The sequence below is a fragment of the Legionella dresdenensis genome, from assembly GCF_042649825.1.
GTDB classification, from domain to species: Bacteria; Pseudomonadota; Gammaproteobacteria; order Legionellales; family Legionellaceae; genus Legionella_C; species Legionella_C dresdenensis.
The window spans coordinates 32150-48501 of sequence record NZ_JBHSAB010000023.1; the positions used below are offsets into that span (position 1 = coordinate 32150).

Sequence of the window (16352 nt, forward strand, 5' to 3'; positions counted from 1 at the left end):
ATGATTTTAATGAGTTCGGACCATACCAAAACCGTATTATATCTATTTGCGGTTGTGCTATTAATATCAATTGCCTGTCTGGCAGTTAATCACTATGTTTATCAATTTCCTGGAAATAATTATTTACCGGAAGCCGGGCTATCAGCCGGGATTGTTTTATTGTTATGCGTTTTAGGCGCTAAAGTCCTTTTTACCAGTAATAATCATTATCTTATACAACTCACAACTATTTTGTGCATTTATTATTCGACTCTGATAAGCATTATTCTGCTCACCAATGCTGTGCAATATACACCTTTCGCCCCTATTGATCCGTTTTTGATAGCAATAGGCTCAAAAATCGGCATCGATATGACAGCAATCGTATACTGGACCACAAACCATGATTTGTTGAAAAGAGTACTGAGTGCCGCTTATGACTCTTTACCGCTTCAACTCACGCTTGTGCCGGTCGCGCTGGCTCTCATACAACGTCCGGAACGGGTACAGGAGTTCTGTTGTCTGGTGCTTATCAGTGCGATTATCGGATTTAGTTTTTATTATTTTTTTCCAACGACAGCTCCTGCCAGTAATATGGCAAGTTCTCTATTCAGCATTGAACAATATGCGACAGGGATTAAATTTCATGAAATACATAACTACATTCAGCCTTCAACGTTGGCCGGCGGCTTAATTGCCTTACCGTCATTTCATATTATATGGGCCTGGTTTTGTACCTATCTTGTGCGGGATTATGCCATTTTATTCGCAATCCTGTTGACAACAAACAGTGTATTAGCTTTTTCTTGCGTGCTTTTAGGTTGGCATTATCCGGTAGATATTTTTGGGAGCATACTGATCATTATTTTTACCCATCGGATTTATCAGCGCTATTTTAATGCAACTGCTATTACCAATGTTATTTAAACTGCTGTTGGGTCAAACGACCCATAGCCTTCAAGGCCGCATATGGGCTGCAGCCTTTTTTCATAGAAGTAACTTAGGGTTAAATTATAGTCAATTATGCAGCAGATTTAAATGAAAACCAAGATCCAATAAATAAATCATAAATAATTTGTGAATCAATAAATGATCTAAGGCATAAAGCTGGAAGCTTCTAGCGTAGGTTCATCAATTTGAGTAACGATTTGCCTGGTCTTAATAGCATCGATTTCTTCAAGTGACGTTCTGTGCTTAAATCCACAATATCGATCATCAAACCCAAGCGCTCTAACTTCCTCATTTTCAATAGGCTTAAAGCCTAATCTTTTCTCATAAAGGCCTTTAGCATCTGAATTAAATACACGGGTCAGAATATAAAATTCAGTATCTGCTGGGTAATGAGATAATACACATTCCATGAGATGCCGGCCAATTCCTGTTCCGCGCAATTGAACTCCCGCTTGTGCAATATACACAACCGGTTTACTATCAACCAGTTTTTCATTGAAATGAACAAAACCAATTCTATTCTTAACTCCATTGACTGTTTCATAGGCCATAAAGGCATGCATTTTCTCAGCAGGATCTTTCCATTCCTGCATCGCTCCTAAAGAAGCAGCGACCGAATAATGATAAAGGGGATCGTTGTATAGCTCGTTATTTGTGTTGGAAAGAGCTTGTTCAACAAATTCTTTTTTTCTAGTCTTGATATCCTCTGCTAAATCAGGTTTTTCTTTATATGAATCATAAACAGCATTTCTGTAGAGACCATACAAGCTCAAAGCTGCAAGATTAACCTTGCCCTTGCATACTGTTTTCTCTGGAATAAAGTCTAAATAGTCATATGAAATGGTAATCGGGCTATCGGAATACTTAATGGGCATGGCAATTCCTTAATATTTAACTTATTTTTAATGGTATAATGTTATTTTTAATTCTTGCGTGCTAGGCAAAAATTGTTAACGGCAAAATATTAACTTCAAACTCCAGAAAATGCGGCATCAAAGTTGGCAAGTAATGAGTACCATTCTATACCTCAATATCCTGAGTAATACATCGGTAAAATACCGACCGACTGACTTTCATCGTTTCGCAGATTTTTTTTACCGACATTTTTCCTGCGTGTCGTAATGCAAATTATGGCCGCTGCTTTATCAGGGGTAAGTGCCTTCGGTCTTTCTCCCTTTCGACCCTGCTGTTTTGCTGAATCGAGTCCTGCTTTTACTCGTTCACGTATTAATTCACGTTCCATTTCAGAAAAAGCGGCGCAGATATTAAAAAGCAGCATGCCAATATGATTGGAGGTATCTATATTATTTTCAAGCGATACAAATTCAATACCGGTTTCTTTAAATTCGTTTATTAACTCGACTAATTTCATCATGCGCCGGCCCAGCCTATCTAAACGGACAACACAAAGTGTGTCTCCTCGCCGTAACTTTCCCATCAATGCTTTTAACTGAGGTCTATCATCTTTTGCGCCTGAAATTTTTTCCTGAAAAATTTCATCACAACCAACTGCAAGCAGTTTTTGAATTGCACATCCAGGCTTTGTTCATTCTTTGACACACGAGCATAACCAAACTTCAATCTAACCTCCTGGCATTAAAATCTATTCCAAAAATATAAACTATCGGGTACTTTGGCACGTTTTGTTATGGAACTAGTTTTGGAACGGAATTCTCACTTGATTTGCCCTAAAAAGCAATACTAAGTTTTTATGCCCCAAAAACACCTGTTTTTGGGACAATTCCGGAGTCCTCCATGTCGTCGATTGAAAAAACCGCTTACCCCCGTTTTCCAAAAAAGAGAAAAATAAAGCCAGACGAGTTAAACAGCTACTCATTACGCAATGATGAGGCCAACATGATTAACCTTGCTGCAAACACCGACAAGTCGCGGTTAATGCAGTCATTGAACAATTAGTGCAAGCCAGTTATGAGCTGCCCAGCTTTTATAGGCTCAGCCGCCTTGTCCGTCATATGCGCCATAGCGTTAATAACAAAATTTTTCGTGAAACCATGAAAAAGATAATGGATTCAAACCAGTCCGATATATTTAATAATTTTTTAAAATTATAAGACTGCTTAATCGACATGATGTCAATCCGGTCAAATCTGAGACACTTGGTGATGATTATCTAGCGTCATCTGGTCTTCAAGTTGCGATTTTAGATCGATAAAATCGTTTGTTCTTACTTTACATAATGCTGCCATGGCATTCAAATCCAACTTCGTGCCAACGCCCCAACCGTCCGCCTCCCCGCCCCGCGCCCAAGTCCAGCCGCCCTTATATATAGCAAAATCAACCGACAACTTAGAACCAACACTAAACCAATTTTCATACTTTTTAGTTATCAAATTATAAAACTGCTTTGATGATTTAGGCTGCGAGGTAAATTTTGGCACAAAATAAAAAGGTTCATCAGAGCAGTACTCATAGACAACATGCATAGGAAAAAGATTTTCGGCACTACCTACACCTCTTCGCCACTGATTTTCTATGACTTCCCGATTTTTAGCTCCTGGCACGTAGATTAAATCTACTTGCGTTTGCAGTTCTTTAATGATGGTATTTTCGAAATCAAAATGCTGTTCAGTGATTGTTTTTGCATTAAGCCTATAAGTGACTCCGTCCGTGTTCACTTTGTTGTATTGAGCATACAATCGTGCGAATACCTTTTTGCCTTCTTCATCCTGAGGGATGCTCGCAATCATTGCTGCCCACATGTGTTTATCCAGAGCCCACAGTGCGTATATAAAGCCACTTATGTTCTCAAATTCTCGCCCAGAACAATCGGTCACTTTGCCCCGTTTAAACATTAAATTTATGTCCTGCTTTAACATCGCTTTAACCGCATCATGTTCCCCGCGGGTCACATGATGCAAAAATTTACGAACACCAATCACCGGTTTAAAAAAAGCCAAATGATATTTTGATGTCTGAGCCAAGTTCACTAAATCACGGTTAGATAAATTTTGAGCGTTTACAATTTTAAGTTTAAGTTCTGGTGGTAATTCATCAAAAGTCTCGGATTTGGATTGCATACTTTCACCTTAATTCTATTCACTCGGATAATTTAAAAATGAAGTATATGTGAATTAATTAAAAAAAATAGATCCATTTGATTTTAAATTGACCATATAAAGAGAGTGCTCAGAAATATCGATTAAAGCAGAAGAACACCTACAAGAGGATTGCCGTAACTCACGCAATAGATATTTTGGTCAGCTTTTTCAAGCAGATGATACGCCAACAAGTGAACAAGCGGAAGAGGTGCCCTCTGTTGCCCAAGTAGCTGGATAAGATAGAAAAAAGAACTTAGGAATTTTGTAGTGAACCTACGTTGAGATTTTTAGTGGTATCCCGCTTAGTGTTTTTAACTCTTGTGCAGCTAAAGCTGCATTAATATTTTTATAGCCTGACCAATACTTGGCTGCTAACCGGGTTAAACTTTCCTTACGTAACTCGGCCAATTGCTGATGGACTTCCATATAGATAGTTTTCCCCATATGCCCGACCTTAACGGGATCATTAATTACGCGCACGGATGTGCCTGGCGTAACAAAATCGTAGAGATATTCAATATCCTCAGGCATCATTCGTATACAACCGGCGCTTACCCTGGAACCAACACCGTCCTTGCGGTTAGTGCCATGGATAAGATAAGTAGGCCAACCAAGACGTAATACATGTCTGCCTAATGGATTTCCTGCGCCGGGAGGAAACTCGTTGGGAATAGGCGTACCATTCTTTGCGGCCTCCGCACGGACATTATCAGTCGGCCGCCATATCGGATCACGCTCTTTAGCCGTTACTTTAGTTGTACCAACCGGTGTATTCCACCCTTCCCTGCCGATCCCGACCGGCATGGTGATTACAGTATTATCACCCGGCACATAATAATAAAGCCGATATTCAGCGAGGTTAATGACCAACCCTTGTCTTGGGCCTTGCGGCAAAATATATTGTGACGGAATCACCAGCCTGGTACGCGGTAATAAAGGACGTAATGGATCCACCTGAGGGTTGGCGCTGACCATCTCATAATAACCCACATCATAACGTATCCCGACATCGCTTAAAGTTTCGCCTGGTTCAGGGTTGGTGTATTGCACTTCGCCCACTATATCGCCATGCTGAGGGATTACATAGGTAGCAGCATGGGTATTGCAGACCAGGAGGCAGGTATATATATACAGCGATAAACAAGATTTCAGCGACATGCGATAATCCAAAATTTTTGTTGTCTATCATAGTATTTTCAACGATACAGGGCAATCGTAATATTTAAAAACGCTCAAGGTGATAATGGGCGGTTTTCATTGAGTATATCTTTTTTCGCATTATTATTCCTGTTGCCAACCGGCCCAACATTACCAATCTACAATCAGTTTTCAGGCTTGGAGTGCTTGATAAAAAATCTTGTTGGGTCAAAACGACCCAACCTACAAAAATTGTCCGGCACAAAGAAAGTGAAGTACTCGGCATGGGAGAATTGAGTATCCTTAACTTAATAGCACTGAACCTGCGTTTACAAGCCGGCATCCACTTTAAAGCGATCGCCATATTGTGTTTCAAGCTGGGTAAACAGTTCATTCAGCTTATCTTTGCCAAACTGGCGGGCATAGTTCATAGGGCCGCCTCTGAACGGGGCGAATCCTGTGGCGAAAATCATTGCGCCATCAAGCAAATCACTATCAGCAACTACCCCCTCGCGCAGACAGGCGGCAGCCTCATTAACCATACGCAAGATTAAGCGATTGGCTATGTCTTTGCCCGGCTTTTCGATTTTCTCTTTTTTCTTCACCGGTTTGCCATTTTTATATTTGTAAAACCCTTCGCCGGTTTTGCGCCCTAATTTACCGGCTTTAACCATATCACGCAGGCGTTGCGGTATTGTGCCGCCGTAGTGTTTGGTCAGGTTTTCCGCTACAGCCAGGCAAACGTCCATACCTACTGTATCCGCAAGTTCCACCGGGCCCATAAACATACCAAATTTTTTAGCAGCTTCGTCAATCTCTTCACCTGAATAGCCTTCCTCAAGCAACTGAACACATTCCATCAGGTAAGGCATTAACACCCGGTTAACTAAAAATCCGGGACTCGATTTAACCGGCAATGGCAAACGGCCAATCTGATTAACAAAGGCGCATGAACGATCACCCACCTCTTTACTGGTTTTAGCGCTGCTGACCACTTCAACCAATTCCATTTTGGCAACAGGATTGAAATAGTGAATGCCAACCAGTCGGCCTGGCTCCTCCATTACAGCACTGATTTCATCCAGCGGGATACTTGAAGTGTTGGTAGCAATAATTGCGTCTTTACGCGCTTTCTGCTCGACCTGTTTCATTATTGATTGTTTCACTTCCAGGTTTTCAAACACTGCTTCAATGATAACGTCAGCTCGAGCGATACCATGCCCATCCGGATCAGGAATCAATCTATCCATTGCTGCCTGAATCAGCCGCGGCTCTTTCAGTTTCTTTTTGAATAGCGTGTAAGCACGGCCAATGGCTGGTGCAATCTGGGCATATGATTTATCCTGCAAGGTCACGCGTAAGCCGCGCAAAGCGCACCAGGCGGCAATATCGCCTCCCATTACTCCGGCACCAATTACATGAACATGCTGCGCTCTGAAATCGCTTGCCTTGGCAAAGTCCTTCATCTGCTCACGCAGCAGGAAAGCTCTAATCAGGTTTTTGGCGGTATCGCCCTGAGTAATAAGCTGTTCAACAGAATCTGCTTCTTTCAGATAAGCGCGCTCACCAACCCCGCCTTCTTTTTCCCATAAATCGATTACGGCATACGGTGCGGGATAATGTTCTTTTCGTACCCGTTTGGCTACGTTTGACCGCATCAATGACGCCAGCATTTTTCTTACGAAACCAAGATTAGTCAGAGACTGAATCATACCCGGTTTATGTTTTGCCGGTTTATTCAGTACAAACCAGGTTGCTGCACGTTTCAATTGGCGGACAGGTACCACATCATCGACTACGCCTAGCGCTTTCGCTTTTTTTGCCGCAAGCGCCGCGCCTGTCAGGATAACTTGCGATAACGCATTAAAGCCGCCAATCAATCTCGGCAGACGTACTGTCCCTCCCCAACCTGGATGAATACCTAGCAAAATTTCAGGCAGGCCTATCCGCGTGTCTTTGCTATCGCTTGCAACCCGGTAGTCACAGGCAAGCGCCAGCTCAAGCCCCCCGCCCATGCAGAAGCCGTCAATCATGGCGACTGTTGGAATAGTCAATGCCTCAAGGCGTGAAAATACCGTTTGCCCTTTCCGTAAAAACTCAACAGCCTGATCCGGAGTTGAAAATTGAGTAAACGTTTTAATGTCGGCGCCTGCGATAAAGCCCTTCTTTTTCGCAGAATAAATTACCAGTCCTTTTACGTTTGTCTGCTTCGCAATATCCTGCAACAGGCTGTTTAATTCATCGAGGACATCAGCATTGATTGCATTTACTTCCATGTCCTGACGATCAATGGCTAACCAGATGATTTGTTGTTCGTCAGTCTGTATATTCCAATGTTTGTAGGTACTCATTATGCTTTCACCTCTGTCACTCTTTCCAGATACATGGCGCCGCCCTGCCCGCCTCCAATACATATTGCCGCCATACCATGGCTGCCGTTAGTCTGCTTTAAGGATTCCAGAACATGCAATACAATCCGTGCCCCGCTCGCACCAATTGGGTGTCCGGCAGCAATTGCACCGCCGTCTTTATTTAACTGCGCAAGTGATGGCGCTCCTAAAGGCTGTTTCAGGCCCAGTTGCTTCACACAATATTCTTCATCATTCCACGCAGCCAGACAACCGAGTACCTGAGCAGCAAATGCCTCATTAATTTCCCAGCAATCAAAATCAGCTGGTTTCATATGGTGGCGTTGCATGATGGGCGTTGCAGCATGGACAGGCCCCAAGCCCATTTGCGACGGATCCAGCGCGGACCATTGAGAATCAACAATACGCCCCAACACGGGTAAATTGTATTTTTTAACCGCATCAGCGCTGGCCAGAATAAGTAAACAGGCTCCGTCGGTAATTTGTGAGCTGTTACCGGCTGTAACCATACCGTATTTGCGATCAAAAAATGGCTTTAGTTTCGCCAGCTTTTCAATCGAAGAATCCGGACGAATACCGTCGTCCTGAGTATATACCCGGCCTTTAGCATCGATCATCGGAACAACTTCTGTCATCCGTCCTTCTTCAAAAGCACGGGCAAGACGCTGATGACTTTCACTGGCAAAGGCATCCAGCTGTTCACGCGTCAAGCCAAAACGGAAAGCCACTTTTTCAGCAGTCTGCCCCATATTCATCCCGACTATAGGATCAGTCAGCCCACGCAGCAAAGCAATTACGGGCGCCAGATACGACGGCCGGAACTGGGTCAGTAAACCTGCCCGCTGGCCAAAACTTTTAGCGCTAAACCATTTGCCGAGCCAGGAGGCCATTTTTTGATTAAACAGCAGGGGAGCATGACTCATGGCATCGGTACCGCCGGCCAGTATCAAATCGCTACGGCCAGAGGCAATCTGCAGGGCAGCGTTATCAATTGCCTGCATACCGGAGGCGCAATTCCGCATGACAGTAAACGCAGGCACCTGATCGCCGCATCCAAGGCGTAAGGCAATAACCCGGGCAATATTCGCTTCATCGGGGCCAGGCATCGCTGAACCTATGATTACCTCATCCAGGGCGTCAGGTGAAAAAGGCTGGCGATTCAATAAAGGAGTCCCGGCAGCAACAGCCAAATCAGAGGCACTGAAGAGCCCTACGTCTTTTGCTTTCAAAAACGGAGTCCTGCTGCCATCCACGACATACACATCCCGGTTGCCCAAATTCGATTTTTGCTTCATCTGTCCTCCTGCTCTGACATTGCAATATCAATTTATTTGATCTATTGGATATAGAAGATAGCAGTATTCGTAACTATTTGGAAATTCTAATAATTAATTTATTAAATATTTTTTTGAAAATAGTGTTGACGTCCTCTGAATACCTGATATACTTCGCCTCCATTGACCGGAGAGATGGCCGAGTGGTCGAAGGCGCTCCCCTGCTAAGGGAGTATGGGAGAAATCCCATCGAGGGTTCGAATCCCTCTCTCTCCGCCAGTACACGCGCCCGTAGCTCAGTAGGATAGAGTATCTGGCTACGAACCAGGGGGTCGGAGGTTCGAATCCTTCCGGGCGCGCCATTACGTTGTAAGAAGCCTGCTTTATGCAGGCTTTTTTTTGCCTGCAGATTGGCTCGTTGCCACCCGCCTACAAAAAGTAGTTGTTATTGTGATCGGTTTTGATATAATCGCCAGCGGAAATTTTAAGGAAATAACAAGGAAATAACTATGAAGTCCAAAATAATAAAAAAAATCGTTGAAAGGAAAAAAGCCAATTTTCTAAAGCATAAATCCGGTAATCAATCAGCCAATGAAATTTGTCATCCATGTACTGCCTGTCATGGCTATTGCAGATTTTCAAGATAAAGGGATGGCGTGATGATACCAATTGATGAATTGCTTACTTACAGCAATACTAAAGTTACAAATCGCTATACGCAAGATTACCCGAACAATACGCTTTCTCCGGAAAGCGCACTAGCTGAGCTTTTAAAGTTTTTCTGGCTTTCTGAAAAACATAAAAATGAGCAATTTAACGTGCCGGATAACCCGGCACTTAATTTTGTCTGCTCCATACATCCTGAAATGAAAGAAATTGATGATTTATGGCATACATTTCTTTTATTTACCCAGGATTATATGGATTTTTGCGATCAATATTTTAAACACTATATCCACCATGTTCCCCTTGATAAAGAAAAAAACCTTGCGGCTATGGATGAAGAGAGTTATATAACAGAACTTCAGAATTATTTGTCGTATATATATGATAATCTGGGCGAGGATACTGTTGTAAAATGGTTTCATTGTAACTGATTTAGCCTCTTCCGCGTGAAAGTGCCTTCTCTTGTACTGTCATTCCGGCGAAATTAAGGAATCCATTTCTCAAGTTGGCTCCCTACCTTGTTTGATGGATGGATCCCCGCCTTCGCGGGGATGACATATTTCTTATACAGTCTGGGGATGCTGTCATTCCCGCGAAGGCGGGAATCCATTTCTCAAGTTGGCTCCTTACCTTGTTTGATGGATGGATTCCCGCCTTCGCGGGGATGACATATTTTCTTAACTTAATGACAGTGAAGGATAAGCCATCTCTTAAACGAGCTCTTTTTTCAGATAAACCAGATCATGCTCCAATAAATAATTTTTAACTTCTGCAATAATTAAAAAACCTTGTTTAACATAAAAATCGACCGCCTGAAAATCATAGGTATCAACATATAACTTTTTAATATTATTTTTATTGGCCTGCTCAGCAATCGTGTTAATAATCTCTGTTCCTAATTTTTGCCGGCGATAGCCTTCTTCCAGCCATAATATGTCTATATATAAAGCATCGCTATGTTGCCAGACGGAAGCGCCTCCAATAATGCAATGATTTTTGTCATCCCGAGCCAGCACATTAAATTGACTGGCTTTCTCATGCAAATAGCGCTTATTGAAATCAATAATTTTTTGTCTTAGAAAATCTACATTTGCATTATCAGGGTGGTAATCAACCTCAATGATCGTCCTGTTCATGGCAAACTCTTATTGTGCCTGTTTATAATTATTTTAGATGGCTTCGTCAGGTTATCTCAAGTGGAATATTATAATATGGAATTTTGGGCTTTACAGCCCATAGCCGTCAAATTATGGGCTATAAAAGCCATATCCGTTCGGCCTGAGGAAAATGCGGAGCATTTGTCTCGAAGGCTTGGCACTGTACCACAGGCTTCGAGACAGCGCTAAAGCGCTTCCTCAGCCCGAACGATGTTGTGAGATGTAGAAATTTAATTAACTTGACGGCTATGGGCTGTAAAGCCCAACTTAAATAGTAACAAATTAGTTGAGCGGTTAACGATTAGTTGCTATGGTATTGGCTTTTGCATGCCCTATTACTATGAATTGGACAATTAATTCAACCTTTCTGGACTGGTTGGCAGTAATCTATTGTGCCGGCTTTGTAATTTATTTGTTAATTGCAATTAATGTTTACCAGAAAATGGCTGGACGCAGTACGTTTGCGAATATGCCTTTGCAGGGTAAAAACATTAAGCTTATCGCTCTCTTATTATTTCAAACCATTATCTGGCCCGCAGTGTTAGTTAGCAAAACAAACCCGATTACCCTGCTTTCAGAACTGTTATTTAACCGTTATGGCGATCCCGGGCGGCGTTATATGGGATCAAAGGGGCTCAAAAATTTTGTTTATGACTGTATTTATGGCAAAAAACGATATCGTTCTTATCAACTAAAGCAGATCACCTGCGTTTTAGAGGATTGTAATGGTGATTATCAAAAATTGCGTCAGGTTTTCGGCAAGCGAACAGTTTATATGAATATATATTATGGAAAAAAGCGTAATAAATACTATTTGTGTGTTATTGCGGGACTTCAACCCACGGTTAAGGAAGGACAACAGGCCAGTAATTATGTTCTCGATGACGGTGATCTGCTTTCTGAATCTTTATTCATTAAGCGCGTTACCGGGATTAATAAACTGGCGGCAGAAACCATATTGGCTGATTTGGGAATCCATGCGCCGAACCTGGAACAATCATAAAAACTGTCTCATATATGCTATTATTTGTTTAGATAAGCCACAATTGGGTGGAGAAATTCAATGGCAAAAAAAGACAGCTTTTTGAATAGAGTTTACGATATGCTGGCAAATATAGCAGGTGATTCTGGATCTAAAAATCAAGACAAGGATCAAGATAACTTTATCGCAAGTTTACAGGAATTTTTTAATCAACTGATTAATCCACTCAACAAAAAAAAACCGGCTACTGAAGCCCCACCGCCTGGCATAGCAATTCATAATTCAGAGGAAAATGAAATAGCCGATGAATTACATGAAGAATATTCGAAGCTCGATGATGACAGAAAAGCTTTAAGTGAGAAATATAGCAATGAAGATCAGCCGATTTTTAACCAGCTTCAGATTGATACGCCGCAGATGATAAATAACCTTACCAAGGCAGAACATCAAGTCAAGTTGAATCAACTTACTATCGACAGTTTATTATCGCGAATACAAGAAGCCTCAGGACAAGCGCCGCCCGCAATGACACCGATATCTGCCAATACTGCTCCTGAGAATAAAAATTCAACCGCTCCGACACCCGCTCCAGGTGCGAAAGCATTAGCTGACTATGAAAAAAATCTCGCGAGTTTTAAAAATCACGTTGATTCTTTTGACGCTAAAACACAACATGGGCAGTCGCAAAAAAAATACTTCTCAGATGACATGGAACGCATGAAGCAAGATCTGGATAGCCATAGATCGCTTCACGCGGGCATAGCGAGATTGCAAGATGAACTGGCAACGACAAAGGACGCGCTTCAAGCAGCGCAAAATACAGCGAGCGCGCAAGAAGCAAGAATTCAGGAACTCAGCACACTTCTGGCTCAACACCTTCAGGCGAAAGGAATTAATTACATTAATAACCCTCCCGCAATGTCAGCAGCAAACAATACCATCAAAGTAAATGTCAACATCAATGCGATACCCGATCCGCATACACGGGACAACAAGGCTCAAGAGGCCAATACCCCTGCTTCTCAAGCAACTATGGAGGCAGAAACACCAAAGCCGAAATAATTTTGTTTATACCGTAACAGGAAGCGCTGCTGTATCTCTCGCATCCACCCCCTGCAAAATAGTTTGTAGCCGTTCCAATAATTGAATATCATTCGTTGAACCGGTTTTCATCTGTTCTATTTTGTCGCCGATATATGTCAGCATATCGATTTTGGTTTCTTTATCACTGCCAAATACACTTTCAGCTTTGGCGTGTAAGTTATTCAGCAGCTTGTCTTTATCGCTTATTTCACCTGCATTATGCAATTCTGTAATCAACTGAGTCAAATCATTGACTGACATATTTCTGACGTTGTAACTCCCTTCCAGTTGCTGCGGCTTGCCAGATTCAATCTGCACCGGAACAGGCTCAGGCTTACGGACTTGCAACGCATTTATTGCAAGGCCGGCTAATACAGGCAGTGCTTGAATTAACATAATTATTATCCTGGTTAGGTATCACAGCGTTTATAAGGCAAGATTTATGCCAAAATTTAGAAAGAAAATATTTATTCTTGTCAAGACTTACAATTTAATAGTTATCTGTTAGAATCCGTCCGTAGCTAATCTCTATTCCTGACTCTTCAAGTTGTGGATAACTTTTCGAAACCTTATTTTTCTACTCCAGAGTTTTTCCCTTTATTTCCAGCACAACCTGATATGTACTGCATTTTTACGCATCAGTTAAATGAATCATGCTATAGCACTTATCCCCAAAAACTGTGGATAACCTTGTGTATAGCTTGCGGTTTTCCTTATAAATAAACAGTTAATTAAAATGGCTTGGTAATGTACAGGTCTTCAGCATAGCGGTCTTTGGGGAGTGACGAAAAATAACCGGTTTTCATGCAGGCCAAAGTCAACAACATCTGTTGTTTAATAACAGGCGCTTTGCAAAATTTGTCATGCATCAGGTCACGCAGTAACCCCATACAAAAACTGGATGATTGAAACCATGGCGTAACAAAACGGCTTGCCGTCTGGTAAAAAGCCAGTTGCCGCTTTCTTCTTGCAGTATAATTTGATAGAGCCTCTTGTAATAACGGATATTTACTTAAGCACTCAAAAAGCACTAAAGCATCAATCAATCCCAAATTTGCACCCTGCCCCAGCTGTGGACTCATACCATGAGCTGCATCACCAATGACCACCACTCGATTATTGTGCCAGGGATACATGCACACATCGCTATATCGAGCAAAAGCGAAATCATTATGAGAATTAAACTGCGCGCACAAACTGGCTAATTTTGGCCAGATTGTCAGAACCTCTTGTTTCCACCTCTCAAATGGAGTCTGTTGCCAATGAGATAATCGGTCTTTATGGATACTCCAGAAAAAACTGACCAGGAGATTATTGTCCTGATGCCCCATTGGTAAGATGCCGGCCATAATTTCAGTATGCTTGTAAACTTGTTCAAGTACATTGCTGAAGCGCTGTTCCCGATCCTGGCCTATTGCCCATAAGGCACCCCATGGATAGGGTTTTACCCTTACTTTAAGACCCAAGTTGTCACGTAGTTGTGAACGCCAGCCATCAGCAATGACAACGCAATCATAAGGGCCGTGCTGTTGCCCATTGCGGTCAGTAAGAATAACCGCCTCTGCACCGTTATCAACAACAACAATTTCGCATGGATTAATGACCGTAACGTCAGCAGCCAACATTTTTTTATACATTTCTTCATAGAGTATAGCTCTATGCATACCCAAACCGGTATGATGACTTGCCAGTTCGCTGTATTTCAGATCAAGGACAGTTTTATTTTTATGATTGATACCGAGCAGCCTTGCAATTGGCACCCCTTTAGTAAGGAGTGTTTCTGCAAGTTGTAACTTATTGAGAACATGTAATCCAGCCGGCTGTAATAAAAAACCGGCACCGACAGGCTTTAAATTCTCTACCTTATCAAAAATAGTGACTTCTGCATCCAGTTGACGGGCAAATAAGGCCGCAGCCGGCCCTGCTATACCACAACCAACAATTGCAATTTTCATCATCTGCCAACCTATCCTGTCTGGTTATAGAGAAGTTTAGGTAATCCGACATTAGTTAACAAGATTTACCGGACAGTAATCGCAGCTGTTGCAGTGAGATTTACCTGTGTTGGCAGTAACAAATATCGTTCAAAGTTCAGAATAGCTTTATAAAGCGACTGCGCAGCTAACGGGCGATGGAAAAACCAGGTAGATTCAGGTCTTTGTTTCAACGCCTGTCGGGCGAGTTCAATCGATTTCGCTATTATTGCACTATCGCTACCCGGTCTTGTCGTTTGCAGCAAACCCAGAATTGAATGGATATGATGAGGTACTTTTGCCTTAATTATTTTCCCTCCTTCATCCTGAATATTGATGGTCTTGCCGGTTAATCCTAAATATCCCGTTTTGAAATCACCTTTTTGAATTCCATTAATTAATTGATGTTTAAGCGTTAATCGAATAGCTTTGGGTGTTAACGCACTTTCTGCCAAGGTGTTAAGATAGGTGTTATATACTTTAGCCTTGTCTGTTCCGGTTGGCCCTTCTATATCCGCATATATTGTCGCAAACCCGGCTTCTTTCAAAAAAGAAATGCAATCCTTTTTATCGTGACATACAACAATATCCCTGGAATCAATGACTGTGTGATTTTTTGGTGAGTCTATTGCTACTATACCTAACTTGATTAATCCAGGGCATCGCATTAAATCAAGTTTATAACCAGCTTTATCAAGAGCAGATAATATGCAAAACAGCTTGAACTTACCCCGATAAAGCAATTTGTCACGATTTTGACGTAATCCCAACAGGCTCATGGTAAGTATGGTGTTACCCAATTTAAATTTTACGAGGGCATTCATTTTCATAGTAAACTCAAGCCCTGAATGGGGTGAACTGCATTGGAATCCGTTGTTGTTCGGAAGGAATTCAAGAGTTGGTTGCTGTAATGCAATATCCAAAGCCGCTTCTGCAATCTGCTGTTTATCCAGTACAGTTTGCTTTAAATTTTTAAACTTTGAATACTCTACTTCATACAAACATGATTTCAATCCTTCCAATCCACCAATCATCTGTACATAATAGTTTGATTTTGGAAGCGACAGTTTTGAGCAAACTCTGCTGCAAGCGGCATCCTTATCTGCATTGGTTGTACCTGAGGCTACTACTGCCCACGGACTTGTCAAACTAATTGCCGACAAAATAAACGAGAATTGCTGCTCATTAATTAATTGCTTTTTCTTATTTATCAGCGTATTTCTACGAAAAATATAAAATTTTGTCATTTCCTTTCCTGTTTCCAAATTGAGTCATTTGCCTTTCAGGGTTAAGCAACCCTGATTATTTTCCATTAAATTTCCGCTAAAAAACTTTCTCCCAACACAACTGAGCACTACAAATAAGCGCTGATAAATCAACGTATGCACTTATTCACAATACCTGGAGCAAATATATATATGGAAATAACACTAGGTAGCCGCCATGGACACAACAAAGAAATTCCCTGCATTTTGACTCCATTACTATTAACACAGTTTAGCTTTTCCAAAATACCAACTACGCTAAAAGAAGCCACATGTTTTGGCATTTACAGCCAATATGCTTTTTCATATTACAGTCAGATCTAATTAATGGCAACACATTGCATTGAAATTTTAAATAACTCACTACAAAATATATTTTCAATTATTTTACATGCAGAACATTTTTTATCCTTCTATACTTAACATTGCAAAGAAATAGAAGTAAAACAAGGAGAAA

The 16352-nt window shown here is 41.6% G+C and carries 15 protein-coding genes, 2 tRNA genes and 1 pseudogene; 7 read left to right on the forward strand and 11 right to left on the reverse strand.

Translation table 11 applies throughout. The annotated features are described in order from the left end of the window. Positions 1 to 9 precede the first annotated feature (9 nt). Positions 10 to 906, forward strand: coding sequence for a phosphatase PAP2 family protein (locus tag ACFORL_RS09410; RefSeq protein ID WP_382343361.1), 897 nt, complete (start codon positions 10 to 12; stop codon positions 904 to 906). 167 nt (positions 907 to 1073) lie between these two features. Here the strand turns inward: ACFORL_RS09410 and ACFORL_RS09415 are convergent, their stop codons facing one another. The 3 genes and pseudogenes from ACFORL_RS09415 to ACFORL_RS09425 form a co-directional block, all read right to left on the reverse strand. Beyond that, positions 1074 to 1805: a GNAT family N-acetyltransferase gene (locus ACFORL_RS09415; RefSeq protein ID WP_382343368.1), complete on the reverse strand. Its 732-nt coding sequence runs from the start codon at positions 1803 to 1805 to the stop codon at positions 1074 to 1076. A 145-nt stretch (positions 1806 to 1950) separates the two neighbouring features. Then, a complete protein-coding gene (locus ACFORL_RS09420) occupies positions 1951 to 2034 on the reverse strand; it encodes a hypothetical protein (protein WP_382343685.1) in 84 nt (27 codons plus the stop codon). A gap of 133 nt (positions 2035 to 2167) precedes the next feature. After that, a pseudogene (locus ACFORL_RS09425) lies at positions 2168 to 2458 on the reverse strand (recombinase family protein); the annotation flags it as partial. Between the two features lie 227 nt (positions 2459 to 2685). On the opposite strand from ACFORL_RS09425, the gene ACFORL_RS09430 reads away from it, so the two are divergent. Continuing rightward, positions 2686 to 2847 carry a hypothetical protein gene (locus tag ACFORL_RS09430; RefSeq protein WP_382343382.1) on the forward strand — a complete coding sequence of 54 codons (162 nt, stop codon included), beginning with the start codon at positions 2686 to 2688 and terminating at the stop codon, positions 2845 to 2847. A gap of 185 nt (positions 2848 to 3032) precedes the next feature. On the opposite strand, the gene ACFORL_RS09435 is transcribed toward ACFORL_RS09430, so the two are convergent. The 4 genes from ACFORL_RS09435 to ACFORL_RS09450 all read right to left on the reverse strand — a co-directional run bounded on the left by ACFORL_RS09435 (position 3033) and on the right by ACFORL_RS09450 (position 8790). Next, complete coding sequence (locus tag ACFORL_RS09435; RefSeq protein ID WP_382343384.1) at positions 3033 to 3968, reverse strand: F-box protein; 936 nt, start codon at positions 3966 to 3968, stop codon at positions 3033 to 3035. Between the two features lie 294 nt (positions 3969 to 4262). Beyond that, on the reverse strand, positions 4263 to 5147 hold the full coding sequence (locus ACFORL_RS09440) for a L,D-transpeptidase family protein (protein ID WP_382343386.1): 885 nt from the start codon (positions 5145 to 5147) through the stop codon (positions 4263 to 4265). Positions 5148 to 5455: 308 nt separating this feature from the next. Continuing rightward, positions 5456 to 7477, reverse strand: a complete 2022-nt coding sequence (locus ACFORL_RS09445; protein WP_382343388.1) for a 3-hydroxyacyl-CoA dehydrogenase NAD-binding domain-containing protein — start codon at positions 7475 to 7477, stop codon at positions 5456 to 5458. Next, a complete protein-coding gene (locus ACFORL_RS09450) occupies positions 7477 to 8790 on the reverse strand; it encodes an acetyl-CoA C-acetyltransferase (protein WP_382343390.1) in 1314 nt (437 codons plus the stop codon). Before ACFORL_RS09450 ends, ACFORL_RS09445 begins: the two co-directional genes overlap by 1 nt. A 168-nt stretch (positions 8791 to 8958) precedes the next feature. Here ACFORL_RS09450 and ACFORL_RS09455 point away from each other — a divergent pair. The 3 genes from ACFORL_RS09455 to ACFORL_RS09465 all read left to right on the forward strand — a co-directional run bounded on the left by ACFORL_RS09455 (position 8959) and on the right by ACFORL_RS09465 (position 9866). After that, a tRNA-Ser gene (locus ACFORL_RS09455) sits at positions 8959 to 9048 on the forward strand. Positions 9049 to 9054: 6 nt separating this feature from the next. Further along, positions 9055 to 9131: transfer RNA gene (locus ACFORL_RS09460), tRNA-Arg, on the forward strand. A gap of 297 nt (positions 9132 to 9428) precedes the next feature. After that, positions 9429 to 9866, forward strand: coding sequence for a hypothetical protein (locus ACFORL_RS09465; protein WP_382343686.1), 438 nt, complete (start codon positions 9429 to 9431; stop codon positions 9864 to 9866). A 279-nt stretch (positions 9867 to 10145) separates the two neighbouring features. On the opposite strand, the gene ACFORL_RS09470 is transcribed toward ACFORL_RS09465, so the two are convergent. Continuing rightward, positions 10146 to 10571, reverse strand: a complete 426-nt coding sequence (locus ACFORL_RS09470) for a GNAT family N-acetyltransferase (protein WP_382343391.1) — start codon at positions 10569 to 10571, stop codon at positions 10146 to 10148. A 361-nt stretch (positions 10572 to 10932) separates the two neighbouring features. On the opposite strand from ACFORL_RS09470, the gene ACFORL_RS09475 reads away from it, so the two are divergent. Together ACFORL_RS09475 and ACFORL_RS09480 are read left to right on the forward strand one after the other, a co-directional pair. Beyond that, positions 10933 to 11595: a hypothetical protein gene (locus tag ACFORL_RS09475; protein ID WP_382343393.1), complete on the forward strand. Its 663-nt coding sequence runs from the start codon at positions 10933 to 10935 to the stop codon at positions 11593 to 11595. A 60-nt stretch (positions 11596 to 11655) separates the two neighbouring features. Next, positions 11656 to 12636 carry a hypothetical protein gene (locus ACFORL_RS09480; RefSeq protein ID WP_382343395.1) on the forward strand — a complete coding sequence of 327 codons (981 nt, stop codon included), beginning with the start codon at positions 11656 to 11658 and terminating at the stop codon, positions 12634 to 12636. 6 nt (positions 12637 to 12642) lie between these two features. Here ACFORL_RS09480 and ACFORL_RS09485 read toward each other — a convergent pair whose 3' ends face one another. From ACFORL_RS09485 to ACFORL_RS09495, 3 genes are all read right to left on the reverse strand, one after another. Continuing rightward, positions 12643 to 13053 (reverse strand): hypothetical protein, encoded by a 411-nt coding sequence (locus ACFORL_RS09485; protein WP_382343397.1) that lies wholly within the window; start codon positions 13051 to 13053, stop codon positions 12643 to 12645. A gap of 335 nt (positions 13054 to 13388) precedes the next feature. After that, positions 13389 to 14615 (reverse strand): FAD-dependent oxidoreductase, encoded by a 1227-nt coding sequence (locus tag ACFORL_RS09490; RefSeq protein ID WP_382343399.1) that lies wholly within the window; start codon positions 14613 to 14615, stop codon positions 13389 to 13391. 62 nt (positions 14616 to 14677) lie between these two features. Then, positions 14678 to 15877: a hypothetical protein gene (locus ACFORL_RS09495; RefSeq protein WP_382343401.1), complete on the reverse strand. Its 1200-nt coding sequence runs from the start codon at positions 15875 to 15877 to the stop codon at positions 14678 to 14680. Between the last annotated feature and the right edge of the window lie 475 nt (positions 15878 to 16352).

Coding starts and splice junctions, on each gene's coding strand:
- ACFORL_RS09410 (WP_382343361.1), top strand. CDS start 10: ATGAGTTCGGACCATACCAAAACCGTATTATATCTATTTGCGGTTGTG.
- ACFORL_RS09450 (WP_382343390.1), bottom strand. CDS start 8,790: ATGAAGCAAAAATCGAATTTGGGCAACCGGGATGTGTATGTCGTGGAT.
- ACFORL_RS09480 (WP_382343395.1), top strand. CDS start 11,656: ATGGCAAAAAAAGACAGCTTTTTGAATAGAGTTTACGATATGCTGGCA.
- ACFORL_RS09440 (WP_382343386.1), bottom strand. CDS start 5,147: ATGTCGCTGAAATCTTGTTTATCGCTGTATATATATACCTGCCTCCTG.
- ACFORL_RS09495 (WP_382343401.1), bottom strand. CDS start 15,877: ATGACAAAATTTTATATTTTTCGTAGAAATACGCTGATAAATAAGAAA.
- ACFORL_RS09490 (WP_382343399.1), bottom strand. CDS start 14,615: ATGATGAAAATTGCAATTGTTGGTTGTGGTATAGCAGGGCCGGCTGCG.
- ACFORL_RS09445 (WP_382343388.1), bottom strand. CDS start 7,477: ATGAGTACCTACAAACATTGGAATATACAGACTGACGAACAACAAATC.
- ACFORL_RS09430 (WP_382343382.1), top strand. CDS start 2,686: ATGTCGTCGATTGAAAAAACCGCTTACCCCCGTTTTCCAAAAAAGAGA.
- ACFORL_RS09465 (WP_382343686.1), top strand. CDS start 9,429: ATGATACCAATTGATGAATTGCTTACTTACAGCAATACTAAAGTTACA.
- ACFORL_RS09470 (WP_382343391.1), bottom strand. CDS start 10,571: ATGAACAGGACGATCATTGAGGTTGATTACCACCCTGATAATGCAAAT.
- ACFORL_RS09435 (WP_382343384.1), bottom strand. CDS start 3,968: ATGCAATCCAAATCCGAGACTTTTGATGAATTACCACCAGAACTTAAA.
- ACFORL_RS09420 (WP_382343685.1), bottom strand. CDS start 2,034: ATGTCGGTAAAAAAAATCTGCGAAACGATGAAAGTCAGTCGGTCGGTA.
- ACFORL_RS09415 (WP_382343368.1), bottom strand. CDS start 1,805: ATGCCCATTAAGTATTCCGATAGCCCGATTACCATTTCATATGACTAT.
- ACFORL_RS09475 (WP_382343393.1), top strand. CDS start 10,933: ATGAATTGGACAATTAATTCAACCTTTCTGGACTGGTTGGCAGTAATC.
- ACFORL_RS09485 (WP_382343397.1), bottom strand. CDS start 13,053: ATGTTAATTCAAGCACTGCCTGTATTAGCCGGCCTTGCAATAAATGCG.